The following is a 23595-nucleotide window of genomic DNA, read 5'->3' on the forward strand; positions in this document are numbered from 1 at the left end:
GGGGAGATTCCTTTACCCAATGAGCGGCGTTGTCGACTTGGACAGCAACGCCGTTGCGTTTGGGCCTGCGGAGCATTAACTCGCCGTCTTGATCTCCGGCGGGAACGTGATGCCGACCGCGCTCGCGTGGTCGTAGAGGTCTGCCAGTGTGGCGAGTTGGCAGCCTGCGGCCGCGATGCTGTGCTCCATCGTCTTCAGGAGCTGGCGGATATCGCGGAGGCGCCTGTTGATCGTCTCGGGGCGGACGCCGAAGGGGGTGGCGACGGCGACTTGGCGCAGGCCGAGCCGCTGGTGGAGGACGGTGGCCAGGAGTCGGTCGGCGAGGGCGAGTATGGGGCGTCGGCCGGTGCCGGGGGCCTGGAGCCGTGGGCGGTGGCCGCGGCGTTTGTCCAGGTTCTTCTCACGCTGGTCTTCGTGGAGCGCGGTCAGCGTGGTGATGAACGTGTCCCATTGCTGGGCCGGTATTCCGGTCAGGGCGGGGTGCCAGAGCCAGGCGAGGTCGGGCTGGGCTGGTCGAATCGGGGCTGGGCTGGTCGAAGGGGTCCGGCGCGTCATTGACCTGGGCGAACGCCTCGGGCGGAGGGTGTGGTTCCAGTCGCTGTGCCACTCGTGGCGGCGCAGGGGCAGGGCGTCCGCCTGTCATTCACCGATCCGGACTCCGGTCTCGTAGGCGGTGGTGTCGAGTTCGGCGTGCACCGTCAGTCCGGTGCGGGTCTTCGTTGCTGCGATGCTGTTCATGATGACTTCGTGGCTGGTCAGCGGCCTGCCACGCCAGTTCATGGTGATGTGGGAGAACAGCCGGTGCTCAATCTTGTTCCATTTTGAAGTACCTGGCCAATGCCGTTGTTTGAGGGTTCATAGAGTTCGTAGCGACGGGCTGAGCGTCGCGGCGTTATGACTGGTGCGCATCCGTGGAGTGGGGTATCTGAGCGAGTGCGGCTGGGGTTGGTCACGCGGTGGGTGACGCCCGAGCTGGTGGACGAGGTCTTGTCGGAGTGTCGTAAGCGGGATGCGATGTTCGTCAGGACGAGCAGAGCGCGCAGGAGCTGGGTGGCGCGGTCTGGATCGGTTTGGGGTTTGGTGAGGATCCGCCAGTTCTTGAGGTGAGTGAAGCTGTGCTCGACCGGGTGCCCGTCCGACGGCGAGGGCGCGGTGTGCGGTCTTCTGGCCGGGGGTGAGTTTGTGGGTGCGGCTGGCGGTGTGGCCGGTGACGATCACGGGGTCGCGCAGGTCGTTGTCCAGGCCGCGGAAGCCGAGGTCGGCCAGCGCCCCGAAGCCGGCGGTGCGCAGGTGGGCCAGGATGTGGTCGTTGCGGGCGGCGGTGTTGTCGTGGGTGCGGCCGGGCCGGGTGGAGGAGATCCAGATCAAGCGGCCGTTTTCGTCGGTCAGGGCGAGGAAGTGCGGGCCGTGGCTGCGGTGCTCGCCGGAGTAGTTGCGCCGGTCGGCCTTCCCAGCTCGGCGCTGGGTGCGGATGAGGTTGGACTCCAAGCCCTGCACGCTCTCATGGATCTCCCCGAACCGGGTCGAGCAGGCGCGCGAACAGGGCCGGGCTGTCGAAGCGCGGCACGCACATCCAGTCGATGGACCCACGACGGTCGAGGAGGACGGCGGAGCTGCCGTCGGCGAGCATCCGCCTGCCCGAGTTCCGTAGGTCCTCGGCCGTGTACGTGGGACTCAGCATGACCTGCGGATAGTGCGCCGCTCCCCGCCGCAGCCAGGCGCCGCGGAGTCCCGCGCGCTGTGCACCGTCGATGTCCCACGGGTGAACTGCCACCATCACTGCTTCGTCCGGACGTACTCCTGTCTGTTCCACGACGTACTGGTAGGCAGCTCGGGCCGGTTTCCAGCGGCGTGGCCCGCTCACGTCCAGATGGCCCTCGAAGCAGTCCGTGAGCCCGGCTCGGCAAAGGAGCCGTTCGCTGAGTTGCGAGCTGCCGTTGGTCATGGTCACCAGCCGGAATCCCCCCTCTCGAAGAGCATGGACACCGTCGGGCACATCCGGGTGCACTTCCAGGCGGGACAACCCGTCCAGCACGTGACCGGCCGCCTCCTCGACGTCGCCGGACCACCCTGGCACGCTCGGCAACAACCCCCGCAATCCCTCTCGCGCCACGGCGGAGAACTCCGCGAACGCTCCGGCAGCGGTGAGTGCGAAGCCATCACGGAGGACGCCTGCGAACCAGAGACGGAACAAGGACGGCGGGGCGCCGATCTCCTCGAAGCGGCTCTCCAGCGGGCTCATGTCGCTGAGCGTCTCGTTGACATCGAACACGAGCACGTCGCGGGCGTTCTGGCGCGGCACAATGTCCTCCAAAGTTATAGGCGAACGAATTGCCAGTTGCCTGTAGAAGCCCTTCTGTGCCCTGATCTGAGCGTACGCACGCGGCGCAGTCGCGGCACGCCCGCCGTCTTCCGAATAGCTAAGAGCCCCGCAGTCCGGTCAGCAGGTCCGGGCCAGTGCGGAGCCAGCGTCGAGCACGGCCATGAAGCCGACCCTCACATCGGTCCGTGCGCGCGCCGTGCACACCGCCGGTCGGCCCAGCACAAGTGGCACGTCTCCGGCGATGGACGATCCACACCCCGTCGGGAAGCGCTCCTGCTCCCCAAGCGAAGGCGTCTTGTTCTTTTGGGAGCCGCTGAGAAGCCGTCCTCTTGGAGAGTTCTCTACGGGCCTGTCGCAGGCGTCGTGCCGTGTTCCGCGTCGTCGTCTCCGGTCGGCGGGTCGCTCAGGAGCGATGCGCCGAACGCCTGCAAGCGCTCCACCGCTTGGCTGTCGGGCTCCGTGCGGCGGGCCAGCGCGTTGTGGATCTCCTGGTAGACGGACGTCTCCAGGCCGCAGCGGCGGCAGTCCTCCAGGTGCGCCGAGACCCGGCGTGCGGTGACCTCGTCGGTTTCGCCGTCGAGGTAGGACTGCAGCACGCGGGCGACCTGCAGACAGTTCATTCGGCGCTCGGCAGCCGCACGCCGCCACCATGGACGCCTCTTCACATCACACCTCGCTTCGGTACCAGTCCTGCCGTGGCCAGCCGCGCCCGTATCCGTTTGCGCGCCCGGTGCAGCCGGCTCATCACGGTGCCCTCGGGTACGTCCAGCAAGCGGGCGGCCTCGGCATAGGTGAGGCCGTCGATGTCCACCAGCTGCACCACATGACGGTGCTTGTCCGGCAACGCGCGCAGGGCCTCGTCCACCACCTCGTCGAAAACCTCACCCACCACGATCTCCTCCGCCGACCCGCTGGGGCCCGTGGAACTGAGCCGGTCCAGATCGGTGTCCGGGTCGTCCAGAAGATGAGGACGGCGGCGGCGGTGACGGTTGATCTCGGCCCGCCGCATGATCGTCAGCAGCCACGCGCGCGGATGCTTTCCGTCAAAGCGGTCCACGGCCCGGTAGGCCCGCAGAAGGGTGTCCTGCACGAGGTCCTCGGCATCCGCCGGCTGCGCGGTCAGCGTCATCGCCACCCGCAGCAGTACCTCCACCTCCGGCAGCACATAGGCGGCGAACGCCTGACCCCGAGGGTCCGCGGGGTCAGGCGGCGCTGTCACTTCGTCTTCCACACGTTGGAAACCCCTTCTCCCCGGACCCGCATTCCATCCTCTTCATCCTTCTGCTTTCAGGTCCCCGGCGCCACTGTGGTCAGCGGCGAGAGGAGGAGCTTGTGCGGGAGCTGGAATGCCGCGTGCCGCGGGACGGGTTTCCGCTGTATGAAATGGCAGCGCGTTCCCGGGCCGGGGCGAGTGTGGGCCGAGTGCCGGGAGAAAATACGGCATGTGCGGCTGCGCGGTGACGTGGAAGCGTACGTCGACGGGCAGCTCACAGGTGCGCACCGCGTGCGGGTGGCCGCCCACATCGCCTGCTGCTGGGCATGCAGCGGCAGTCTGCAACTGCTGCGGCTGGTCAAGGCGTCCCTCCGGCACCATCCCCAGCGGACACCGCCGTCTCTCGCGTCGGCCCGGGTACGGCGCTTCGCTCATCACCTCACCACGCCGCCGGGCCAGGATCGACCCCGCCGTTGAAGGACACCGATCCCGCGCGCGATCCCTGGCGGCCAGGCGTCCCGGTGGCCCGGCGTGCCGGTCAGCAGCAGCCCGACGGTGCGCCCATGGCCGGCACGGCTGCCCCGTCCACGGGATCGCAGGGGAACAGGCCGAAGTGGTGGCTCTTGTCGCCGGTGACGGTGAAGTGGGCCGCGTAGCGGGTGGCGCCGAGCATGTCGGCGCTGTTGCCACAGACGAGCATCGGCTTACCGGTGCGGAAGTGGTGGTGGTCGTCCAGTTCGAAGGCGTGCGGGTGCTCGGCGATGGTGCCGCGGTAGACGGCGACCTGGCCGTAGTCCTCGCAGCGGTCCTCCAGAGGGAGCTTGAAGGCGCGGACGGTGCGGGAGGTGAAGGCGGCGAAGCCGATCTTCCGCTCGATGTCCGGGTCGCTGATCTCCACCGGAGAGGCGCTGACGGTGCGGGCATCCGGGCAGCCGGCGCGTTCCAGGATGCGGCGGAAGTCCTCGGTGTACAGGGCTCCGGCGAGGCATTCGCCGACGAGTACGGGGTCGTCGAGGAGGGGGGTGGGCAGGCGGCGGTCGGCGAAGATGTCGGAGAAGTACAGCTCGCCGCCGGGCTTGAGGACGCGGAAGATCTCGGAGAAGACGCGCGGCTTGTCCGGCGACAGGTTCAGGACGCAGTTGGAGACCACGACGTCCACGGAGGTGTCCGGGACGCCGGCCGTGGCCAGGTCTTCGATGTAGCCGTGGCGGAAGTCGGTGTTGGCGAAGCCGAACCGTTCGGCGTGCCAGTCCTGATGGCGGCGCGCCACCGCCAGCTGTTCCTCGGTCATGTCGACGCCGATCACCCGGCCGGTGGGCCCGACCAGTTGGGACAGCACGTAGACGTCCCGCCCGCTTCCGCAGCCCAGGTCGAGCACAGTGGCCCCGTCAAGTCCGGGCGGGATGGGCGAACCGCAGCCGTAGAAACGCTCCATGACCTCGTCGTGCACCTGCGCGAGAGCCGCGGCGATGTGGGGCGGCGGTGCCGTGTCCGTGCAGCAGGCCGAGGTCTTCAGGTCCGCAGAGGAGGCGAGCACCTTTCCGTAGTAGTCCCTGACCGATTCCGCCACGGACGAGAGGGGCGTCTGCTGCCCCGGGGATACGTCGATCGTCGCCATGTCTCTCCCTGATGAGTGATCTCTCGTGCTCCGGCCGGTGGTTCGCCGGGACCGCGACGGGAACCCGCTGTGCGGCGGTTGTCATTCCCCCTCCGCTGTGCCGTGATCCGGACGGCTCTCAGGCCAGCGGGGATCAACCACCGGTGCACAGGGCTGATGCCGTCGGGCGCGCTCCGAGGCGCGGTGGGCTTCTCCACATCAGCACGGCCTTCCTCCCTCACGGGGCGTTCGTCGTCGGCGTCCCCCGGGTCGTCACCGGCTACCGGCAGTCGCGCCGGCCTCGACGCTGCGGGAGCGGACCAGCCGTGCCGCCCACCAGCCGCCCGCGCTCAGCACCAGCAGAGCGCCCAGCGCGATCCACAGCCCGGGAGAGCCGGGGTCGCCCAGGGAACCGCCGAGCCCGGTGTAGACGACGGTGCCCGGGATGATGCCCAAGGCCGTGGCCGTCACGTAGGAGGAGAAGCGGACACCGGCCACCCCCGCCCCGTAGTTGATCACCGAGAACGGGAACAGCGGCACCAGCCGCACGAGCAGCACGGCCGTGAACCCGCGGCGTGTCAGGTAGGTGTCCAGCCGGGACAGCCGCCCCGAGCCGGCATAGCGGGCTACGACCGGACGCCCCAGCCAGCGGGCGAGGCCGAACGACAGGGCCGCACCCGCCGTCGCTCCCACGAGTACCGCACCAACCCCCAGCGGCAGCCCGAACAGCGCCCCCGCGGACGCGGTCAGTACCGAGCCGGGCAGCAGCGCCGTCACCGCCAGGGCGTAGCAGACCGCGAAGACGACCGGCCCCCACATGCCGAGCGAGTCGACCCACTGACGTACCTCGCGCAGCAGGTCCCCGCCTCCCAGTGCCACCCCGGCCCCGAGCGCCACCAGCAGGACCACGAGGAAGGCCAGCCGTATCCACGCCGCGCGCGCGGGCGGCGGCGCCGGCCCGTCCCCGGTCGCATCGGACAGCGAGCGCTCGGTCGTGGGCGGTCGGACTGCCTGGTGCTTCATAGCGGCTCCTGTGACGGTTGATCGGCGGGAAGTTCGGCCACCACGCGGCGCAGCGGCAGCTCCAGGCGTCGCCCCGAGGCCGCCCACCGCGCCAGGGAACGCTTGGCAGCCTGGGAGCGGTCAGGTGTCAGATCGGGCAGATACAGGGCATCGGCCAGCAGGGCCGCCGCTTCGGCCGAGTCGATGGTGAGGGTGAAGACGCGTCGCTCGTCGGCACGGACGCGGAAGCCCGCTGTGTGCAGCAGGGCAGGCAGACCGTCGCGAGCCTGCGGGTTGGGCCACGGCTGGCGTACGGCGCGCAGGGCCCCCATCACCCGAACCCAGGCGAGCATGCCTGACGGGGAGAGCCCGGACTGGGAGGGCACCAGCGCCGCGAGTGTTCCTCCAGGGCGCAGCACGCGCCGGATCTCGCCGAGGACCTGCGGCAGGGGGGTGACGACCGGCAGGCACATGGCCGCGCACACGGCGCCGACGCTCGCTGAGGCGGCCGGGAGCGCGTCTGCGCCGGCGCGGACCAGCGGCCCGCGGCCCCGGCGCGCCGCTTCGGCGAGTTCCGCCGCCGACAGGTCGATCCCGACCCAGTCGGCGTCCGGGAGCTCATCGCGGGTGGGTGCGGACCCGCAGGCCAGGTCGAGGACCGGGCCGCGGGTGCCGCGCAGTGGTTCGGCCAGCCAGGCATAGGGGGAGGTGTCGGCCAAGGAAAAGAGCTGCTCGGTGATACCGGGGTGCGCCTGGTGGTAAGCGGTGATGAAGCGCCGCCAGTCCGGTTCGTCCATCCAGCCCCTCGTCTCTCTTCCGACGCATGGGGACTGCTCGCCCCCTGCCTTCGCCATCGGGAACCCTGCCGGGCCGGTCCCCCATTCCGTTTCGGACACGCCGGACACGCCGGACGCGAACGGATGACGTGGGTCGGCCTTCCTGGCCGTGATCGTGGGGCTGAGAAAGGGAAGGCCCCGGCTGTCTCACCGGGTTTCCCTCGCGTCCCACGATCGCGCACCGGCCGTTGCACGACGGTGCACCGACTGGAGAGAGCCCGAACCATGAGTAGGTACGACCTGGTGGTCATCGGCGGCGGCAGCGCCGGGCTGACCGCGGCCCGCACCGCCGGGCGCTTCGGCGCCCGGACGCTGCTCGTCGAGCGGGACCGGCTGGGCGGGGACTGTCTGTGGACGGGGTGTGTACCGAGCAAGGCGTTGCTGCACGTCGCCTCCGACGTGCAGGCGGCCCGGCGCGCCGCTGCCTATGGGCTCCCGCCGGTCTCGGGCCCGGCCGACCTCGCGGCGGCCATGGGGGAGGTGAAGCGGGCGATCGGTGCGATCGAGCCGCACGACTCGGCCGAGGCGCTCGCCCCGCTCGGAGTCGAGGTGGCGCACGGCGCGGCGTCCTTCACCGGCCCAAGAACCCTGACGGTGGGCGACCGGGAGATCTCCTTCCGCCACGCCCTGATCGCGACCGGCTCTTCGCCGGCCCTGGTGCCGGTCCCCGGCCTGGCCGAGGCCGACCCGCTGACCAGCGACACCGTCTGGGAGCTGTCCGAACTCCCGCGCCGCCTGGTGGTACTGGGCGGCGGACCCATTGGCTGCGAGTTGGGCCAGGCGTTCGCCCGGCTCGGCTCGCAGGTCACCCTCGTGGAGACGATGGACCGCCTGGTGCCCCGTGAGGAACCCCGGGCGGCACAGGTGCTGCGCGAGCGGCTGGAGGCCGAGGGCGTCACCGTGCTGACGGGCTACCGCGCCGAGAGAGTCGATGCCGATGCCGTCCACGGGCCCGGTGGCCCTCTCCCGTACGACGCGCTGCTGGCCGGCACGGGCCGCCGCGCCAACACTCGGGGCCTCGGCCTGGAGGCGGCCGGTGTGGAGCTGACCGAGACCGGTGATGTCCGCACCGACGACCGGCTGCGCACCACCAACCACCGGATCTACGCCGCCGGTGACGTGACCGGCCGCTCTGACTTCACCCACCTGGGCGGCACGCAGGGTGCAGCGGCCGCCGCCGACGCTCTGCTGGGGGTGCGTCGCCCCGTCGATTACCGGGCGGTTCCCTGGGTGACGTTCACCGATCCGGAGGTCGCCCGGGTCGGCCTCACCGCCGACGAGGCGCGCGAGAAGTACGGCGACAGCGCCCGCGTCCACGCCTTGGAGAACGGCCGGGTCGACCGGGCGGTCGCCGACGGCCGTACCGAGGGTTTCACCACCTTGGTGCTGGGCCCGCGCGGGAAGATCGTCGGAGCCACGGTGGTGTCACCGAGGGCCGGGGAGACCATCGCCCATCTGGCGGCGGCGGTACGCCTGGGCTGGACGCCCTCCGACTACGCGCGCACCGTGCACCCTTACCCCACGTACGCCGACGGGCCCTGGCATACGGCACTGGCCGACGTCTACGCCCGCCTGGCCCGGGGCAGCGGCGCCATCGGGGCGCTGCTGAAGCTCCGCAGAGGGGTGCTCCGGTGATCCTCCGCATCGCCTTGGGCGCCGTCCTCGCGGCGATGGCGCTCGGCCAGCTCGCCTCGTTCGACGCGATGCCCACCATCCTGACCACCTACGGTCTGACGTCCGGCGCCGCCTCGACCGCTCTGGCCGTGGCCCTGATCAGCGCTGAGGCGGTGACAGCCGCCTGGTTCCTCGCCCGGCCCCGCTCCCGCGCCGCCAGGCCCGTCTGGCTGTACACCGGCGTCGCGGCGGTATGGGCAGCCCTGGCCGCCCAGGCGTTCGCCCGCGGGCTCGTCCTGGACAACTGCGGTTGCTTCGGCACCTACGCCGCCCAGCCGCTGCGCTGGTACGTACTCGTCGAGGACGCCCTGATGCTGCTGTACGCCTGGCTGCTGTGGCGCGGACCGCGGCGGGTCCGCGCCGCCCCCCTCACCATCCGGGCGTCCACGGCAGCCCAGACACAGCAGGAGACCCACTGATGCCAATCATCCCCGCCCTGCGTGCCCTTGAGCGCGCCACCCGTCCCTACGACACCGAGTTCGCCGAGGCCATGGAACGCCGCTGGGCGGAACTCCCCGACGCTGCCAGAACCCCCGGCCAGATCCTCGGCCGGCACGGCGTCGGCTGCGAGGGAACCCACGGCGTCTTCCCCAAGTGCAACCTCAAGTGCACCCCCTGCTACCACTCGAGGGACGCCAACCAGGTACGCGTCGACGGCCCGCACACCCACGACCAGATCGCCGCGCAGATGCGCCTTCTGCGTCAGCTGCGGGGCCCCCGCGCCCACACCCAACTCATCGGCGGCGAGGTCAGCCTACTCACCCCCGACGACCACGCCGCCGCCCTGGCGATCATGCGGGAGCACGGCCGGGAACCGATGAGCTTCACCCACGGCGACTTCGACGACGACTACCTCACCCAGCTCGCACTCGACCAGGACGGCACACGGCGCCTTGACCGGCTGTCCTTCGCCGCGCACTTCGACAAGTTCATGTACGGCCGGCGCGGCATCGAACGCCCGCCGAACGAGAAGGCGTTGACCCCGTACCGGGCGCGGTTCGCCGCCATGTTCGCCCGTCTGCGGCGCGAGCACGGAGTGCGGTTCTTCCTCGCCCACAACATGACCATCACCCCGGGCAACCTCGACGAGGTCGCGAGCGTGATCCGCGACTGCCACGCCATGGGCTACGGCATGTTCTCCTTCCAGCCCGCAGCCTTCCTCGGCGACGAGCGCCGCTGGAAGGAGAAGTTCCGCGAGGCGACCCCGGACGCGGTGTGGGCGGAGATCGAACGCGGCGCCGGCACCCGGCTGGACTACCGGGTCTTCGAGAACGGCGATGTGCGCTGCAACCGCACCGCCTACGGCTTCTACGTCGGCCGCCGCTGGTACCCGTTCCTCGACGGCGGCGACCCGCGCGACCTCGCCGTACGCGACGCGTTCTTCCGCTACTTCGGGAGGATCACCTTCACCGGCACCCCACCCGCCCTCCTCGCCGCCAGGCTCCTGCGGGTGGTCGCCCGCCACCCGTCCACGGCTGTGACGGCACTGCGCTGGCTGGCCCGTACCATGCGCCGCGTCGGGCTGCTGCGGCTGGCCCGCCACCGGATGCGGGTGCGCCCGGTCACGTTCGTCATGCACCAGTTCATGGACGCCGATGTCGTCGCCCCGGCCTGGGAGATGATGCAGCGAGGCGAGCAGGCCGCGGAGCCCCGGCTGCGCGAGACCCAGGAGCGGCTGGCCGCCTGCCACTACGCCATGGCCCACCCCGAGGACGGCATCCTGGTTCCCGCCTGCGTGCAGCACGCCGTACTCGACCCGGCCGAGAACGCGGCGCTGCGCACCCTGCTCCCGATCGTCGAGGTCCGCACCACCGCCGGCCGCCCGTCCGGCACGTCACCGAAGGAGAAGTAGTCCATGCGCATAGGCGTGATCACCGGCTCCGGCAGCTACGACTGGCCCCATCTGGAAGGGGCGGCGGAGCGGACCGTCGTCACGGACCACGGGGAGGTGACCGTCACCGAGGGACGCCTGGGGGATGTGGAGATCGTGCAGTTGTCCCGGCACGGCGCCGGTCACCACCGGCTCTCCAGCCAGGTCGACCACAAGGCGAACCTCGCCGCCCTGCTGGCCCGAGAGGTGGAGGCGGTGGTGTCGTTCACCGTCTGCGGCTCCGTAGACCAGGAGCTGCCGCCGGGCTCGCTGGTGGTCTTCGACGACCTGTACTTCCCCGCCAACCGGCTGCCCGACGGCACCCCCTGCACCTGGTACGACACCCCCGGCGAGGCAGGCCGCGGCCACTGGATCTTCGATCGGCCCTTCAGCGAACCACTGCGCCAAGCGCTGATCACCGCCGCCGAGCAGACCGGAGTGCCTGTCGCGACGCGGGGTGTGTACGGGCACGTCGACGGCCCCCGCTTCAACTCGCGCCCGGAGGTCGCCGCCCTGGCCGCCGCCGGGGTCCGTGCCATCAGCCAAACCGCAGGCCCCGAGGTCGTCCTGGCCGGGGAGGCCGAACTGCCCATGGCGCTGGTCGGATTCGTCACCGACTACGCCAACGGCGTCGCCGCCGAACCGGAACCGGTGCAGGCACTGCTGGAGCGCATGGAGGCGAGCAAGGAGGTCTTCGCGACGCTGGCCGGGCACGCGCTTCCTTCCCTGAGCGCCGTGAGCGGGGCCGGTTTCGTCTACCGGTTCGACGCGTGAACGCCGCCGGCCACGGGGGCACTCCGGCGATCCTGGTCATGGCGAAACCGCCCCGGCCCGGCACGGTCAAGACCCGGCCGCATCCCCTGCTGAGCCCACTGCGCCGCGCCGCACTTCAGGCCGAACTCATCCGCCACACCATGGAACTGGCCACCGCCCACACCCCGCGCACCTACCTCGCCCACGCGCCGGACGACGGCGAAGACGCCATCAGCACGGCGGTGCCGGCCGGCGTCCGGTTGCTCGTCCAGCGCGGTGAAGACCTCGGACAGCGCCTCGCCGCGGCCGTCACCGACGCCTTCGCCGACGGCGGGGGCCCGCTGCTGGGCATCGGCACCGTGGCACCCACCCTCACCGCCGGCCACCTGACCGCCGCCTTCGCCGCCCTGGAACACCATGACGTGGCGCTGGGCCCGGCGCTCGACGGTGGCTACTACCTGATCGGCGTCCGGGCGGCCCGTACCTCGCTCTTCGCCCTCGACCCGGAGGTCTGGAGCACGGGCCGAGTTCTCGCGGCGACCCGCGCCCTCGCCGACGGCGAAGGGCTGAGCGTGGGAATGCTGCGTCCACTGCGGGACCTGGACACCCCCGAGGACGCCGCCGCGCTCCTGACGGATCCGGCGCTGCCCACGCCGATCGCCGCCCTGCTCCAGCCCGGGGAGAGGCCATGACACAGGTGTCCATCATCGTCCCGGTACTGAACGAAGAGGCCACGATCCACAGTGCGGTGAGCCGCCTGTGCCGGGACTTCCCCGACTGCGAGCTGATCGTCGTGGACGGCGGCTCCACCGACGCCACCGTCGAACTCGCCGCTCTGCACGCCACCGTGATCAGCAGTGAGCGCGGTCGGGCCAAGCAGATGAACGAGGGGGCCCGGCACGCGTCCGGTGACATCCTGTGGTTCGTCCACGCCGACACCGTCGTCGATCCCTGCGCTCTGGGCCAGATCCGGGCCGCGCTCGCCGACCCGGCCGTGGTCGGAGGCGGTCTCACTCTCCGCTTCGACCGCCGCACACCCGGCCTGAACTACCTCGCGTGGACATCCAACGCCCGCGCCCGCCGCCTCCACCACATCTTCGGCGACCAGGCCATTTTCATCCGCCGCACTGTCTTCGACGCCCTCGGCGGATTCCCCGACCTGGCCATCATGGAGGACCTGGAGATGTCGCGGCGCCTGCACCGCCGCGGCCGGCTGAGCCTGCTGCCCGCCACCTCGACAGCCTCCTCACGCCGCCTGGTCGCCCCCGGGACCTGGCGCATGATCGCCTTCATGCAGTACCTGAAACTGCTCTACTTCGCCGGCGTCGACCCCGAAGCCATCCGCGCCCGCTACACCGCAGGTCCCCGCCTCTTTTCGAACAGAACCCCGAGAGCGGCAGGAACCAGTCGCACCTGAACGCCCCTTTCGCTTCGCTTCGACACCTTGGAGACCGATCCCATGCGCATCGCAGTCTGCGGAGGGCCCTACGGCAACCCGTACGCCCTCCAGGCGTTCGTCGACGACGCCCGTGCCCGGGGCGCCGAGCGGCTGTTCTGTCTGGGCGACCTCGGCGGCTTCGGCGCCGAGGTCGATTCCCTATGGCCGATCCTCACCGACAACACCGTCGAGTGCGTCGCTGGGAACTACGACGTGGCCATCGCCCGGGGCGACACCGACTGCGGCTGCGGCTACCGCGACGCCAAGGACAACGAGTACGCCCAGCTGATCTACGACCACACGCTCGCCACCACCGGCCGCGACTTCGCCGCTTGGATGGGCACCCTGTCAACCGAGCGCCGGGAGACGATCGACGGCGTCGACGTCCACATGGTCCACGGTTCGACGCTGGCGCTTAACGACTTCTGGTGGGAGTCGCTCCCCGAGGAGCAGCACCGCCCGCGAGCCGAGGCGTCCGGGGCCGACGTCGTGCTGTGCACCCACAGTGGTCTGCCCTGGCAGCGACGCATTGGCGACACCCTCGCCGTCAACGTCGGCGTGCTCGGCAAACCCGCCAACGACGGCCGCCGCGAAGTTTGGTACGCGATGCTCGACCTCTCCGAGGGGCACGTCACCGCCGAGCTGATCCCGCTCGCGTACGACTGGCAGGCGCAGGCCCGCTCGATGCGCGCCGCCGGGCTCCCCGAGATCTTCGCCGAGACCATCGAGACCGGCTGGTGGACCACCTGCCTGGAGATCCTGCCGCCGCGTGAGCGTTCCCGGGGCCGCTACCACCTCTACCGCTCCACCCTGCCCTCCGCCTTTCGCCCGGCGGACGACGGCTGGGGAGAGACCGCGCCCCGGGCCCTTCAGGGCGACCGGCCGGTGGTCCCGCTGTTCGGCACCCCCTACTTCCCATCCCGGCTGTGGATCTACACCAACTTCCACTGCAACCTGGCCTGCGACTACTGCGCGGTCGCCTCCTCCCCGAAGGCGACTCCCCGCACCCTGCCGACCGAAACCTTCCGCGCCCTGGTCGACGAGGCCGTACAGGCCGGATTCACCGAGCTGTATCTCACCGGTGGCGAGCCCTTCCTGCACCCCGACATCGTCGGCCTCCTCGACTACGCCTCCGCCGAGCTGCCCACCGTCGTGATGACCAACGCGATGCTGCTGCGAGGCCGCCGCGCCGCCCGCCTCGCGGACCTGGCCGACCGCAAGCTCACCGTCCAGACGTCCCTGGACGGCGCCACCGCCCACACCCACGACCTCCACCGCGGTTCCGGCTCCTGGCAGCGCACCCTCGACGGCATCCGCCACCTGATCGGCCTGGGACTGCCTCCGCGCGTCGCCCTCACCGAAACCCCGGAGAACACAGACGAGGTCCCCGCGGTCGCCGAGCTGCTGGCCGGACTCGGCCTGCCCGCCGACCACTTCGCCGTACGTCCGCTACTGCGCCGAGGATTCGCCGAGACCGGGGTGGAGATCGGCGAGGACTCCAGCATCCCCGAACTGACCGTCACCGCAGACGGACTGCACTGGCACCCCGCCGGAGCCGACCTCGCCACCAGCCCCGATCTCCATCTCGCGCCCACCGGAACCCCGCTCACCACGGGCAAACAGCTGGTCACCGAGCGGTTCTTCGCCGCCCGCCTCACCGACGGCACCCTGCCCCGCCCCGTCAACTGCGCCATCTGAGACGTACGCGTACTGAAAGGAAGTCCACCATGCAGCGACACGTCGCGATCCTCGGCGCCGGACCCGTCGGCCTCGACGCCGCTCTCGCCTGCGCCGACGCCGGATGGACGTTCACCCTCTACGAAGCCGGGGAGACAGTCGCCGCCCACGTGCGGGCCTGGGGCCATGCCCGCCTCTTCACCCCCTGGGACCTGAACGTCTCGGGCCGGATGCGGACCCACCTGCCGGACGCCCCGACCGGCGACGACTGCCCCACCGGAACCGAACTGGCCACCCGTCTGTTCGACCCGCTCGCCGCACTGCCCGCCCTCGAAGGCCGGATCAGGCTACGCACCCGCGTGGCTGGCATCGCCCGCACCGGCCTGCTCAAACACGAGCACATCGGCACCGACACCCGTGCCGCCGCCCCCTTCGCCCTCCTCCTGGACACCCCCGACGGCGAGGACACCGCCGAGGCGGATCTCGTCCTGGACTGCACCGGCACCTACTCCCACCCCAACACCCTGGGCTCCGGCGGCATCCCCGCCCCCGGCGAACGCGCCCTCGCCGAGCGCATCACCCGTACCCTTCCGGACACCGGCGACCCCGGCCGCTGGGCGGGCACCGTCCTGCTCGTCGGCGCCGGAAAATCCGCCCAGACCGCCGCCCGCGAACTCGCCACCCTGCCCGGCACCCGTATCCAGTGGGCGGTGCGCGGTCCGGCGCCCGACTGGGGCGCCGTACCGGACGACACGCTGCCCGGCCGACAGCACCTCGTGGACATCTCCCGGGCCCTCGCCGACGGCGCCAACGACCGCGTCACCGTCCACACCGGCGCCCACGTTCAGGCCCTGAGCCCCGTCGGCGACCGGGTCCGCGCCTCCCTCACCACCGAGGGCGGCCCGCGTGAGATCGTCTGCGACCACGTCGTGGCGCTGACCGGATACACCGGCGACGCCTCCCTCTACCGGCAGTTGCAGGTCCACGAGTGCTACGCCACCGGCGCCCCGATGAACCTCTCCGCCGCCTTGCTCGGATCCGCGGGCGGGGACTGTCTCGCCCAGCCGTCCGTCGGGATCGAGGCGCTGCGCAATCCCGAGCCGCACTTCTTCATCCTGGGCGCCAAGTCCTACGGCCGCCTCAACACCTTTCTGCTGCGCACTGGTTACGAGCAGATCGCCCAGCTCACTGCCGCGTACGCCGAAGAATCACTGCTGCTACCTGCCGGTACGTAAGCGTGGTCACATACCTTCCCCATGCACTGGTCATAGCGTCGATGAGCGAGGAAGGCACACCCAGACAGAGAGGTCATACATCATGGCAACCACCGCGCAGGTATCGCCGAGAGCCGCCGTCATGCCGTTGTACGCCGCCTGGGGCGCCGCGGCCGGTGTCGTCGGAGGCATCGGCATGGGCGTCTGGATGTCCGGCCTCCCGCGCACGGGCGTCGAAGGTGCCGTGCTCCGCGATCGCGTCACTCATCGCGGCGTACGCCGTCAGCACCACCGGCGAATGCGCCATCTCCGCGTGGATGTCGAGCAGCTTCCCGAACCGCTTCTCCAGCACCCGCAGTGCTTCACAGCTCTGCTCCGGAGCGCTGTCGACCGTATGGACCGAAATCCTGGACATCTACATTGCCTCTATCGACTCACAACTGCCCGAGCGGGCCGTGCGGAAGGGAAACCCGCCGAGGGCGCGGCTACCTTCCACGACCCGCGCTGTGAAACGGAAGCCCGGACCAAGCCCACCGGGTTCCCGTAACAACCCTGGAGCGAAAGGAGTGTGAGCAGCCATGATGCGAGCGATCTTCAACGGTGTCGTCATCGCCGAAACCCCCCGCACCAAGCGCGTGGAAGGCAACGACTACTTCCCGCCCGAGGCCCTTGAACGCGAGTACTTCACCGAAAGCCCGACCAAGTCGCTGTGCCCGTGGAAGGGCGTCGCCCGCTACTGCTCCGTGACCGTTAACGGCGTCACCAACCCGGACGCCGCCTGGTACTACCCGCACCCCAGCCCACTCGCCCGCCGCATCAAGAACCACGTCGCCTTCTGGAACGGCGTCACCATCGAAGGAACCCGAGAGAAGAAGTCGGCGACGCGGAGCCGCTGACCCCCTTCGCGTTCCTCGATCTTGCCGCGGATAGTCCTCGGGATGGTCAGGCCGCCCCGCCTGCCCCCGCCCTCGCCCGCCCCTCATGAAACCCGGCCCGGAACCGCCGACGACAACACGGGCATTGCTGGGCATAGCAACAAGAGCGGAGGGTCGCGGCGTGCGTGGTTCGGGTGCCGGCCCGGCTCGTCGGCCGTGTCGTAGGTGTTCTGGGCGCTCGATGACTTCCCGCAGCCGGACCGGCCCTCGGCCTCAGGCGCCAGCCGAAATGGCCGTCATGCGGGGTGGGGCCGGGGTCGATGTCTTGGTGGATCAGACGGTTCGCTCGCCACCAGGAGCAGTCGTGGCTATGGCAGGGGCAAGGGAGGTTGCTCGTGCTGCTGGCGACGCTGCTCCTGCTGCTTACGCCACCCGTACCGCGTCAGGCCTCGTGGCTTGAACACCGAGAGGCTCGTGATGACGAGCAGTACCACCAGGCCGCCGATGGAGTGGAACAGCGAGCCAGGTAGCTCGCGAGGATCCGCACCGGACGCTGCGGTTTCTGCCAGGGAGCTGATGGTCTGCGTCTCCACCAGCAAGATGGTGGTGGCAAAGAGAGTGAGCAGGAGTTTGGCCAGGACCCAATGGTGCCGGAACAAGCCCCACGGGGTGCCCAGCGAGTTGACCACCCCGACAAGTACCGACGCGAGGGCCAACGGGACGATGACATACCAGGCGGTCACCTCCATCGCCAGGTAGGCGCCACGTACCGTCTCAACATCCTGGCTGGTCACAGCGGCGACATCAAGAGCTATGTAGGCGGCGACCGCGCCGAGCCAGCCGACCGAGGTGGTGACGTGCGTGGTGAGGACGACCTTGCGGAGGCGGGGTGACGTGATCATCGGATGCTCCGCCTGGATGGATCGTGGCCGTCTGCGCCGTTCTCGGACGGCGCGTTCTGGGCTGTGGCGGTGCTGGGCGGTTGATCGGATCCCAGCGCGTGTCGCCCGGGTCCATGCTGTCCGCCAACGCCGGCGATCCGAAGGACCACGAACAGCAGGATCAGGACGCCGATGATGATGGCGGGCCACTTCACCCAGCGGGGCATGCGCGGGGGCGATCCAGGCTCGGGCCCTGCGCCGGTGTCGGGGGTGCGGGGTGGGTCGGCCATGAGATTCCTCCGGTGCGCGTGGTCGGCAAGGTTTTCCTGGGAATCACTTTACGAGACACTTTGTCTCGGTCAAGTCGAGGTGTCGCATCCTGGTCATTGTGTACACTGGGCTGGTGCCGAAGCTGTGGAATGAGACGATTGAGGCGCACCGCCACGCTGTGCGTGAGGCAATCCTGGACGCGACCTGGGCGTTGGTGGCCGAACGCGGACTGCTCTCGGCGACGATGTCGCAGATCGCCGAGAGGGCCGGCATCGGACGCGCGACCTTGTACAAGTACTTCCCCGACGTCGAGGCGATCCTGATCGCGTACCACGATCGTCACGTCGCGGGCCACCTCGAACACCTCGCTGAGCTCCAGGACCAACCCGGTGGCCCCGGCGAGCGCCTTGAAGCGGTACTCGAACGCTATGCGCTCATCTGTCACCACCGCGAGCGTCACGGCACCGAAGAACTCGGGGCACTTCTGCACCGAGGCGAGCACGTCGCCCACATACAGAAGCAACTCATCGACCTGTTCCGAGACTTGCTGACCGAGGTCGCGGCGAGCGGCGGCCTCCGCGACGATGTCACCCCTGACGAACTTGCCACCTACTGCCTGCACGCCCTCACCGCGGCCGGAAGCCTGCCGTCCGAAGCCGCGGTCCGCAGGCTTGTCGCGGTCACTCTTGCCGGGCTGCGTCCCCCGAACTGAACTGCTCCGATGTCACTCGCCGAGGCGACCAGAGCCTCGACGTCCGGCGCGAGTAAGAGCTGGCTGTCGTGCGGCGCGCGTGCGAAGAACCACCGCGGGGCTGGGGCGTCGTACTCGCGCCGCCGCGTACGACGTGCGCTGGCCGCATTCGCTGCCCCGGTTCTCGCGGACCGGTCCCGAGCGGGCGAGGACCCAGAAGCGGCAACGAGGGCTCAACTCCCGGGCCCAGCCCGCCGAACGGTTAGTGGCTGTGGCCCTCTTTCTCCCCCGCGCCAGGTGTTCTCGCGGACGTTGGGGTTTGCGGGGCGGGGGTCGTCGTGGAGTTTTCGTTCTGCCCGTCCCCAGCCGTCGGCTCAGCATGTTCGGCAGGCTCCTCGCTGCCGTGGCTGTGTCCGCCCCCTTCAGGCTGTTCGCTGATGCCGGCGGCGAGCTGGCGCAGCCCCGCGAAGGTGATGAGCGCGGTGACCAGGACGGCCATTCCTACGGGACTGAAGATGCGCCGCCAGGAAGTTTCCGCGTCTCTGAGGACAAAGGCGATGAAGGAGACGGTGATGCCGAGGGGCACGAGTATGGCGGCCCGGTCGGGGAAGTCGTCGAAGTGCTGCAGGCCCCCGCTGAGCATGCCGATACCGAACGAGAGCATCAGCGAGGCGCCGATGATCTGGAGCATGCGCGGTAGGGCGGGGCGGTGGCGCGCGAGGAAAAATTCGTTGAGTACGGTCGCGGCCAGGAAGACCAGCACGCCGCATCCGGCTATTTGTGTGTACCGGGCCGGATCGAGCGGGTGATGTACGACGGCGCCGCTGATGAGTCCCGCACCGACGAAGTAGCCCACGTATCCGAGGTAGCGAGCCAGCAGGGGCGTCTGCCGCCGGAATCGGTGAGACCGCGCTTTGCGCATGGCCGCGCGGCCGGGTCTTGGGGCGGGCTCGTCGGTGACGGTTGCGGGGCGGTCGAGGAGTTGGGGCGAGGACAAGGTCGGCCTTTCTGAGGAGGAGAAGAGGAATGAAGAGGGGCAGGGTTTCCGGACTACTGTCCGTCGAGGACGCGCAGCACCAGGCCGACGGCCGGTTTGGGGCCGAACGAGGTGGATTTGCGGGGCAGCAGGACGCCCGAGCCGGCCATCTGCCGCACGGCGGTCTCGGTCATCGCCGGCAGCAGCACGGCGGTGCCGCTGCCGGGTCCGGCCACGGCGGCGGCTGCTTCGTCCGCGCCATGAACGTGGCGTACGGCGCCGGGAAGATCCTGCACTGACCAGGTATGGGCCAGGAGCAAGTCATCGGTGACGGCGGCCGGCACATCGCGCCACTGTGCCGGGCGTCCGGCGAGCGCCTCGCCCAGTGCGCGCGGATCGGGATCGGTGACCGTCCAGGCTCGCCCACCGCCGGTGAGCACCAATTCCCCGGGCCTCGGCGGGCGAGGCCCGTCGGGCAATGGCCGTACGCGGGCGACTTCGGCGGCAGCCGTGGCGGCCTTCTCCGCTTCGAGGCCAGGGACTATGCGATGGATCGCGGAAAGCCGCAGCGGGTAGGAAGCGGTGTCGACCAGCAGAGCCAGGCAGCTCTGCCAGGGGCTGGGGCCAGGGCCGTACTGGTCGCGGAGGCCCAGACAAGCCGCGTAGCGATGGTGGCCGTCAGCTATGAGGGCTTGCTGCCCGGCCAGTTCCTCGGCGACTACGGCCTGTTCGCCGAGGCTGGTGCAGGTCCAGAGCGTGTGTGTGATCGCCCCGGTCCGGGCGATGGCCACAGGCGGCCGCCGGGTGGCGCGTTCGATGACTTCTGCCGCCGAAGGCACGGTGGAGTGGTAGGTCAGCAGCAGTGGTTCCGGCTGGGCGCGCAAGCCGGCCATGAGTACGGCCCGTTCCTTGACCACTTGTGGCTGAACGGCCTCGTGCGGAAGGACGGTCCTCTCTCCCGTGCGGGGCAGATCCAAGATGCCGATCACGCCTCGTTGCAGAACGCCCTCGGTGCTGTGCTGTTGGTAGATATAGAGGGCGGGGTGGCGATCCCGGACGAGTACGCCACGGAGTAGCCACCGTTCCAGTTCGGTGGCTACGGCCAGTGGATCGCGGGTGTGGAGGAGCCGCGTGATGTGGTGGGGCCGGGACCGGAGGGTCCGGACCCGGGCTGGGCCGATGTCGTCGTACGGCGGGCAGATCATGGCGGAGAGGTCCCCGACACGGTAGGGGGCGTAGCGGACCCCTCGAAAGGGGCGTAGCAGCAAAGGGCTTGGGCCCGGTAGGGCAGGCGTGGGCATCGAACGCTCCTGGGAATGTGAGCACGGCTGGGCGGGGAGGGCGGGCGATGTGAAGTCGCCCGCCCTCCCCGCCACGCGGCCGGTTGGCTCAGACCGTCACGGGCTGGGGTTCGGGCTCGACTGGTGCGAGGCGGCCGGTGCGATGCAGTCCGTAGAGGGCCGCGGCACAGGCCAGGCCGAGCGCCAACAGCACCAACCACGGCAGCGCGGACATGCCCGCCGCCCGGGCGGCGTCAAGTGCCGCGCCGGTGAGCAGGTTTCCGAGGGTGATGCCGATCCCGCAGATGGTGTTGTAGAGCCCGTAGTGGGTGGCGACGAGGCGATCGCCGGAGAGCCGGACGATGGTGTCCATCTCGAACGGGTACGCGATCATCGTGCCCAGCGCGAGCAGCAGCGCGGCGAGCGCCGGAGGGGTGGCCGCCAGCAGCCACAGGCCGATCCCGCCCTTCGGTACGGGAATCGCGGTGGCCGCAAGGAGCGGCAGGAACGCGAGCCCCATGATGGCCAGCCCCCAGGTGAGCGCGCGCCCGGGTTCCATCCGCGCCTTGCACCACGCGGTCACCGTCGTTTGGAGCAGGATCGTGCTCAGCCCGGACACGGCGAAGAGCAGGGCCACCGCCCCGGTACCGAACTGACCGTCGCCGCCCAGGCGTCGTACCTCCAGGGGCAGTGCGAGATAGACCTGGAACGTGAGCACGTACGAGCCGATCATGGCGGCTGAGAAGAGTAGGAACGGCCGGTTGGCCACCACTGAGCGCCATTGGGCCAGCACGCTCTCGCGCTTACCGTTCTCGCGCACTGTCTTGTCGTCGGCATGGCGCGCTGGTAGTGCGCGGATCTGCACGATGCTCAGCAGCGCGAAGATCCCGGCCGAGACCAGGCAGGTGATGCGGAAGTCGACGCCGGTCAACACCATGCCCACCAGTGGGCCGAGCAGGATTCCGGCCTGGTAGAAGACGTTGAACAGGGCGAAGGCCTCCACCCGGCGCTCCCCGGCATCCGCTGCGAGGTAGGCCCGGACCGCCGGGTTGAACAGTGCTCCGGCGAATCCGGTGGCCGCGGAGGCGGCCAGTAGCGCGGGCAGGGAATCCACCAAGGCGAGCGTGGCGAAGCCCAGGGTGCGCAGTACGCATCCGGCGATGATCAGGGGCTTGTAGCCGAACCGGTCGGCCAGCGTCCCGCCGACCAGGAACATTCCCTGCTGGCTGAAGTTCCGTACGCCCAGGACGAATCCAACCAGCCAGCCGGCGAGACCGAGGGTCCCGGACAGATGGGCAGCGAGGTACGGCATGAGCATGTAGAAGCCCAGGTTGATGGTGAACTGGTTCACCATCAACAATTGGACACTGCGCTCGTACGAGCGCACCTGTGCGATCGTGCCCTTCACCGGCTCTCCTCCGTGGCGGCTTCGGCGTCCTCGGCGAGGGTGATCGGGTCGACCACATCGGTGCACCGCGTCCAGCGGGTGACTTCCTTCTCGTTGGGACGGCCCACCACCTCCGGTTCGACGGACGGGGGCGAGTCCAGCAGGCCGTACGCGGCGCAGTAGTCGTCGTCGTACACCGTGCCGAGGTACCGCTGGGGCCCGTCCGGGAAGATCGCGGCGATCCGGGTGTCCGCGGGTTCGGTCCGTGCCAGCCAGCCGGCCACCAGGGCGACCGCGCCCACGCTCCAGCCGCCGGTGGCGTAGTGGGACGTGGCCAGCTGCCGGCAGGTCCACACCGCTTCCGAAGGGGCCACCCAGTGGACCTCGCTGAAGGTGTCGTACGCGACGTTGCGCGGGTAGATGCTCGATCCGAGACCGCGCATCAGCCGGGTCCGGGCGGGCTGCCCGAAGATCGTCGATCCGATGGTGTCGACCCCGATCACCCGCAGCTGCGGGTAGAGCTGACGCAGCACCCGGGACACGCCGGCGGAGTGGCCGCCGGTGCCTACGCTGCACACCAGGACATCGATGTGGCCCAGTTGGGAGGCGAGTTCAAGGGCCAGCGGGGTGTAGGCCGTGGTGTTGTCGGGGTTGTTGTACTGGTCCGGGCACCAGGATCCGGGGTGCTGTTCCAGCAGCTGAGTCACGCGGTCGCGGCGGGCCTGCTGCCAGCCGCCGGTCGGGTGCGGTTCGGAGACGATGTTGACCTGGGCGCCGTAGGCGGTCAGGAGCCGGGTCATCGACCGCTCCAGTCCCGGGTCGGTGACCAGAGTCACCGGGTGCCCGTGGACCATGCCGGCCAGGGCGAGCCCCAACCCGAGGGTGCCGCTGGTCGATTCGATGATCCTGCCGCCTGGGAGCAGCTCGCCACGGGCGCGCGCTCGCTCGACCATGTGCAGGCCGGGGCGGTCCTTGATACCGCCCGGGTTGAAGCCCTCCAGCTTGGCCCAGAACCCGCGTCCGGCCGAGGCGAGCGGCTCGGAGACATGCAGTAGCGGGGTGTTGCCGACCAGGCCGGACAGGCTGTGGGCGGCCTGTGGAGAGCAGCCGAGGCCCGGTCCGGTGTGGGGGGCGGAGGAGTGGGTGGAGACCGTGGAGGTCTGAGGGCGCATGGGTTCGCTTTCAGTCGCTGTACGGGAATGCGGGCAGCTCATCTCGCGTGAAGCACACGAGGGCGAGGCCTATATGAGCCACCGGCAGACCTGGGCGAGAGCTCTCTGTCCGCTCAGCGGCGCGTACGGAGCGGGTGGCACGCGAGTCCTCGGCGGCCGGAACCACGGGGTCGGGAACGCACTTGTCATGGACGCCAAAGGAAGCGCAAGAACCGACTCTCGGTGCGGGGCATCCGTCCGGCTGCGGGCGAGGAGCCGGCAGGACGGGCCATGGTGCGACACCGGAGCGTCGGACGGGACGGCCTCGACCGGCGCGGTCAACGCCTCTCGTACCGCAGGGGAGTGGCTGTCCCCGTACGCCGGAAGGGGGCAGCTGAGCAGCAGGAGCAGGAGTCCGCCCAGGACGATCCCCAGTCGGCGGCGCAGCCGCAGGGACCGTGCGATCGCCGTTGCTGACACCCGGGTA

24 protein-coding genes and 1 pseudogene are annotated in these 23595 nt (G+C 70.1%); 11 read left to right on the top strand and 14 right to left on the bottom strand.

Annotated elements, in window-relative coordinates:
• Positions 1-75: 75 nt before the first annotated feature.
• The 5 genes and pseudogenes from ACLLJJ_RS21575 to ACLLJJ_RS21595 all read right to left on the bottom strand — a co-directional run.
• Positions 76-834, bottom strand: a pseudogene (locus tag ACLLJJ_RS21575) (ISAzo13-like element transposase-related protein); the annotation flags it as partial.
• Between the two features lie 21 nt (positions 835-855).
• Positions 856-1488: a transposase family protein gene (locus ACLLJJ_RS21580; protein WP_434594046.1), complete on the bottom strand. Its 633-nt coding sequence runs from the start codon at positions 1486-1488 to the stop codon at positions 856-858.
• Between the two features lie 13 nt (positions 1489-1501).
• Positions 1502-2302 (bottom strand): haloacid dehalogenase type II, encoded by an 801-nt coding sequence (locus ACLLJJ_RS21585; protein WP_434594048.1) that lies wholly within the window; start codon positions 2300-2302, stop codon positions 1502-1504.
• Between the two features lie 362 nt (positions 2303-2664).
• Entirely contained in the window at positions 2665-2943 is a 279-nt protein-coding gene (locus tag ACLLJJ_RS21590; RefSeq protein WP_434594051.1) for an anti-sigma factor family protein, read from the bottom strand.
• Between the two features lie 41 nt (positions 2944-2984).
• Entirely contained in the window at positions 2985-3542 is a 558-nt protein-coding gene (locus ACLLJJ_RS21595; RefSeq protein WP_434594053.1) for an RNA polymerase sigma factor, read from the bottom strand.
• 159 nt (positions 3543-3701) lie between these two features.
• Between ACLLJJ_RS21595 and ACLLJJ_RS21600 the strand changes: the two genes are divergently transcribed.
• Positions 3702-4013, top strand: a complete 312-nt coding sequence (locus tag ACLLJJ_RS21600) for an anti-sigma factor family protein (protein WP_434594055.1) — start codon at positions 3702-3704, stop codon at positions 4011-4013.
• 61 nt (positions 4014-4074) lie between these two features.
• On the opposite strand, the gene ACLLJJ_RS21605 is transcribed toward ACLLJJ_RS21600, so the two are convergent.
• From ACLLJJ_RS21605 to ACLLJJ_RS21615, 3 genes are all read right to left on the bottom strand, one after another.
• The gene (locus ACLLJJ_RS21605) at positions 4075-5154 is read right to left on the bottom strand and encodes a methyltransferase domain-containing protein (protein WP_434594058.1); all 1080 of its coding nucleotides are present in this window, start codon (positions 5152-5154) and stop codon (positions 4075-4077) included.
• A 252-nt stretch (positions 5155-5406) separates the two neighbouring features.
• Positions 5407-6156: a TVP38/TMEM64 family protein gene (locus tag ACLLJJ_RS21610; protein ID WP_434594061.1), complete on the bottom strand. Its 750-nt coding sequence runs from the start codon at positions 6154-6156 to the stop codon at positions 5407-5409.
• Positions 6153-6932 carry a class I SAM-dependent methyltransferase gene (locus ACLLJJ_RS21615; RefSeq protein WP_434594063.1) on the bottom strand — a complete coding sequence of 260 codons (780 nt, stop codon included), beginning with the start codon at positions 6930-6932 and terminating at the stop codon, positions 6153-6155. The genes ACLLJJ_RS21610 and ACLLJJ_RS21615 overlap by 4 nt, the downstream gene beginning before the upstream one ends.
• 264 nt (positions 6933-7196) lie before the next feature.
• Here ACLLJJ_RS21615 and ACLLJJ_RS21620 point away from each other — a divergent pair, with 264 nt between their 5' ends.
• The 8 genes from ACLLJJ_RS21620 to ACLLJJ_RS21655 are packed head-to-tail and all read left to right on the top strand — an operon-like array spanning position 7197 to position 15618.
• On the top strand, positions 7197-8606 hold the full coding sequence (locus tag ACLLJJ_RS21620) for a dihydrolipoyl dehydrogenase family protein (RefSeq protein WP_434594066.1): 1410 nt from the start codon (positions 7197-7199) through the stop codon (positions 8604-8606).
• On the top strand, positions 8603-9064 hold the full coding sequence (locus tag ACLLJJ_RS21625; RefSeq protein ID WP_434594068.1) for a MauE/DoxX family redox-associated membrane protein: 462 nt from the start codon (positions 8603-8605) through the stop codon (positions 9062-9064). Before ACLLJJ_RS21620 ends, ACLLJJ_RS21625 begins: the two co-directional genes overlap by 4 nt.
• Positions 9064-10497 carry a radical SAM domain-containing protein gene (locus tag ACLLJJ_RS21630; protein ID WP_434594070.1) on the top strand — a complete coding sequence of 478 codons (1434 nt, stop codon included), beginning with the start codon at positions 9064-9066 and terminating at the stop codon, positions 10495-10497. Before ACLLJJ_RS21625 ends, ACLLJJ_RS21630 begins: the two co-directional genes overlap by 1 nt.
• Before the next feature lie 3 nt (positions 10498-10500).
• A complete protein-coding gene (locus ACLLJJ_RS21635) occupies positions 10501-11289 on the top strand; it encodes an MTAP family purine nucleoside phosphorylase (protein WP_434594072.1) in 789 nt (262 codons plus the stop codon).
• Positions 11286-11960 carry a TIGR04282 family arsenosugar biosynthesis glycosyltransferase gene (locus ACLLJJ_RS21640; RefSeq protein ID WP_434594075.1) on the top strand — a complete coding sequence of 225 codons (675 nt, stop codon included), beginning with the start codon at positions 11286-11288 and terminating at the stop codon, positions 11958-11960. Before ACLLJJ_RS21635 ends, ACLLJJ_RS21640 begins: the two co-directional genes overlap by 4 nt.
• On the top strand, positions 11957-12685 hold the full coding sequence (locus tag ACLLJJ_RS21645) for a TIGR04283 family arsenosugar biosynthesis glycosyltransferase (protein ID WP_434594077.1): 729 nt from the start codon (positions 11957-11959) through the stop codon (positions 12683-12685). The genes ACLLJJ_RS21640 and ACLLJJ_RS21645 overlap by 4 nt, the downstream gene beginning before the upstream one ends.
• A gap of 42 nt (positions 12686-12727) precedes the next feature.
• Positions 12728-14404, top strand: coding sequence for a radical SAM protein (locus tag ACLLJJ_RS21650; protein ID WP_434594080.1), 1677 nt, complete (start codon positions 12728-12730; stop codon positions 14402-14404).
• A gap of 29 nt (positions 14405-14433) precedes the next feature.
• Positions 14434-15618: an FAD-dependent oxidoreductase gene (locus ACLLJJ_RS21655; RefSeq protein ID WP_434594083.1), complete on the top strand. Its 1185-nt coding sequence runs from the start codon at positions 14434-14436 to the stop codon at positions 15616-15618.
• A 73-nt stretch (positions 15619-15691) separates the two neighbouring features.
• Here the strand turns inward: ACLLJJ_RS21655 and ACLLJJ_RS21660 are convergent, their stop codons facing one another.
• On the bottom strand, positions 15692-16012 hold the full coding sequence (locus tag ACLLJJ_RS21660) for a hypothetical protein (protein ID WP_434594086.1): 321 nt from the start codon (positions 16010-16012) through the stop codon (positions 15692-15694).
• Positions 16013-16175: 163 nt separating this feature from the next.
• Between ACLLJJ_RS21660 and ACLLJJ_RS21665 the strand changes: the two genes are divergently transcribed.
• Positions 16176-16493, top strand: a complete 318-nt coding sequence (locus ACLLJJ_RS21665; RefSeq protein ID WP_434594088.1) for a DUF427 domain-containing protein — start codon at positions 16176-16178, stop codon at positions 16491-16493.
• Between the two features lie 347 nt (positions 16494-16840).
• Here ACLLJJ_RS21665 and ACLLJJ_RS21670 read toward each other — a convergent pair whose 3' ends face one another.
• Positions 16841-17374 carry a hypothetical protein gene (locus ACLLJJ_RS21670; protein ID WP_434594090.1) on the bottom strand — a complete coding sequence of 178 codons (534 nt, stop codon included), beginning with the start codon at positions 17372-17374 and terminating at the stop codon, positions 16841-16843.
• A gap of 382 nt (positions 17375-17756) precedes the next feature.
• Between ACLLJJ_RS21670 and ACLLJJ_RS21675 the strand changes: the two genes are divergently transcribed.
• Positions 17757-18335, top strand: a complete 579-nt coding sequence (locus ACLLJJ_RS21675) for a TetR/AcrR family transcriptional regulator (protein WP_434594093.1) — start codon at positions 17757-17759, stop codon at positions 18333-18335.
• Between the two features lie 241 nt (positions 18336-18576).
• On the opposite strand, the gene ACLLJJ_RS21680 is transcribed toward ACLLJJ_RS21675, so the two are convergent.
• From ACLLJJ_RS21680 to ACLLJJ_RS21695, 4 genes are all read right to left on the bottom strand, one after another.
• Positions 18577-19311, bottom strand: a complete 735-nt coding sequence (locus ACLLJJ_RS21680; protein WP_434594096.1) for a hypothetical protein — start codon at positions 19309-19311, stop codon at positions 18577-18579.
• 53 nt (positions 19312-19364) lie between these two features.
• The gene (locus ACLLJJ_RS21685) at positions 19365-20591 is read right to left on the bottom strand and encodes a DUF1015 domain-containing protein (RefSeq protein ID WP_434594099.1); all 1227 of its coding nucleotides are present in this window, start codon (positions 20589-20591) and stop codon (positions 19365-19367) included.
• Between the two features lie 88 nt (positions 20592-20679).
• Positions 20680-21978: an MFS transporter gene (locus ACLLJJ_RS21690; protein WP_434594102.1), complete on the bottom strand. Its 1299-nt coding sequence runs from the start codon at positions 21976-21978 to the stop codon at positions 20680-20682.
• Complete coding sequence (locus ACLLJJ_RS21695; RefSeq protein ID WP_434594104.1) at positions 21975-23129, bottom strand: PLP-dependent cysteine synthase family protein; 1155 nt, start codon at positions 23127-23129, stop codon at positions 21975-21977. Before ACLLJJ_RS21695 ends, ACLLJJ_RS21690 begins: the two co-directional genes overlap by 4 nt.
• Positions 23130-23595 lie beyond the last annotated feature (466 nt).

The organism is Streptomyces sp. A5-4 (genome assembly GCF_051131715.1).
Taxonomy (GTDB): domain Bacteria; phylum Actinomycetota; class Actinomycetes; order Streptomycetales; family Streptomycetaceae; genus Streptomyces.

Coding starts and splice junctions, on each gene's coding strand:
- ACLLJJ_RS21665 (WP_434594088.1), top strand. CDS start 16,176: ATGATGCGAGCGATCTTCAACGGTGTCGTCATCGCCGAAACCCCCCGC.
- ACLLJJ_RS21615 (WP_434594063.1), bottom strand. CDS start 6,932: ATGGACGAACCGGACTGGCGGCGCTTCATCACCGCTTACCACCAGGCG.
- ACLLJJ_RS21630 (WP_434594070.1), top strand. CDS start 9,064: ATGCCAATCATCCCCGCCCTGCGTGCCCTTGAGCGCGCCACCCGTCCC.
- ACLLJJ_RS21590 (WP_434594051.1), bottom strand. CDS start 2,943: ATGAACTGTCTGCAGGTCGCCCGCGTGCTGCAGTCCTACCTCGACGGC.
- ACLLJJ_RS21605 (WP_434594058.1), bottom strand. CDS start 5,154: ATGGCGACGATCGACGTATCCCCGGGGCAGCAGACGCCCCTCTCGTCC.
- ACLLJJ_RS21620 (WP_434594066.1), top strand. CDS start 7,197: ATGAGTAGGTACGACCTGGTGGTCATCGGCGGCGGCAGCGCCGGGCTG.
- ACLLJJ_RS21650 (WP_434594080.1), top strand. CDS start 12,728: ATGCGCATCGCAGTCTGCGGAGGGCCCTACGGCAACCCGTACGCCCTC.
- ACLLJJ_RS21600 (WP_434594055.1), top strand. CDS start 3,702: ATGAAATGGCAGCGCGTTCCCGGGCCGGGGCGAGTGTGGGCCGAGTGC.
- ACLLJJ_RS21645 (WP_434594077.1), top strand. CDS start 11,957: ATGACACAGGTGTCCATCATCGTCCCGGTACTGAACGAAGAGGCCACG.
- ACLLJJ_RS21695 (WP_434594104.1), bottom strand. CDS start 23,129: ATGCGCCCTCAGACCTCCACGGTCTCCACCCACTCCTCCGCCCCCCAC.
- ACLLJJ_RS21685 (WP_434594099.1), bottom strand. CDS start 20,591: ATGCCCACGCCTGCCCTACCGGGCCCAAGCCCTTTGCTGCTACGCCCC.
- ACLLJJ_RS21635 (WP_434594072.1), top strand. CDS start 10,501: ATGCGCATAGGCGTGATCACCGGCTCCGGCAGCTACGACTGGCCCCAT.
- ACLLJJ_RS21610 (WP_434594061.1), bottom strand. CDS start 6,156: ATGAAGCACCAGGCAGTCCGACCGCCCACGACCGAGCGCTCGCTGTCC.
- ACLLJJ_RS21655 (WP_434594083.1), top strand. CDS start 14,434: ATGCAGCGACACGTCGCGATCCTCGGCGCCGGACCCGTCGGCCTCGAC.
- ACLLJJ_RS21660 (WP_434594086.1), bottom strand. CDS start 16,012: ATGTCCAGGATTTCGGTCCATACGGTCGACAGCGCTCCGGAGCAGAGC.
- ACLLJJ_RS21670 (WP_434594090.1), bottom strand. CDS start 17,374: ATGATCACGTCACCCCGCCTCCGCAAGGTCGTCCTCACCACGCACGTC.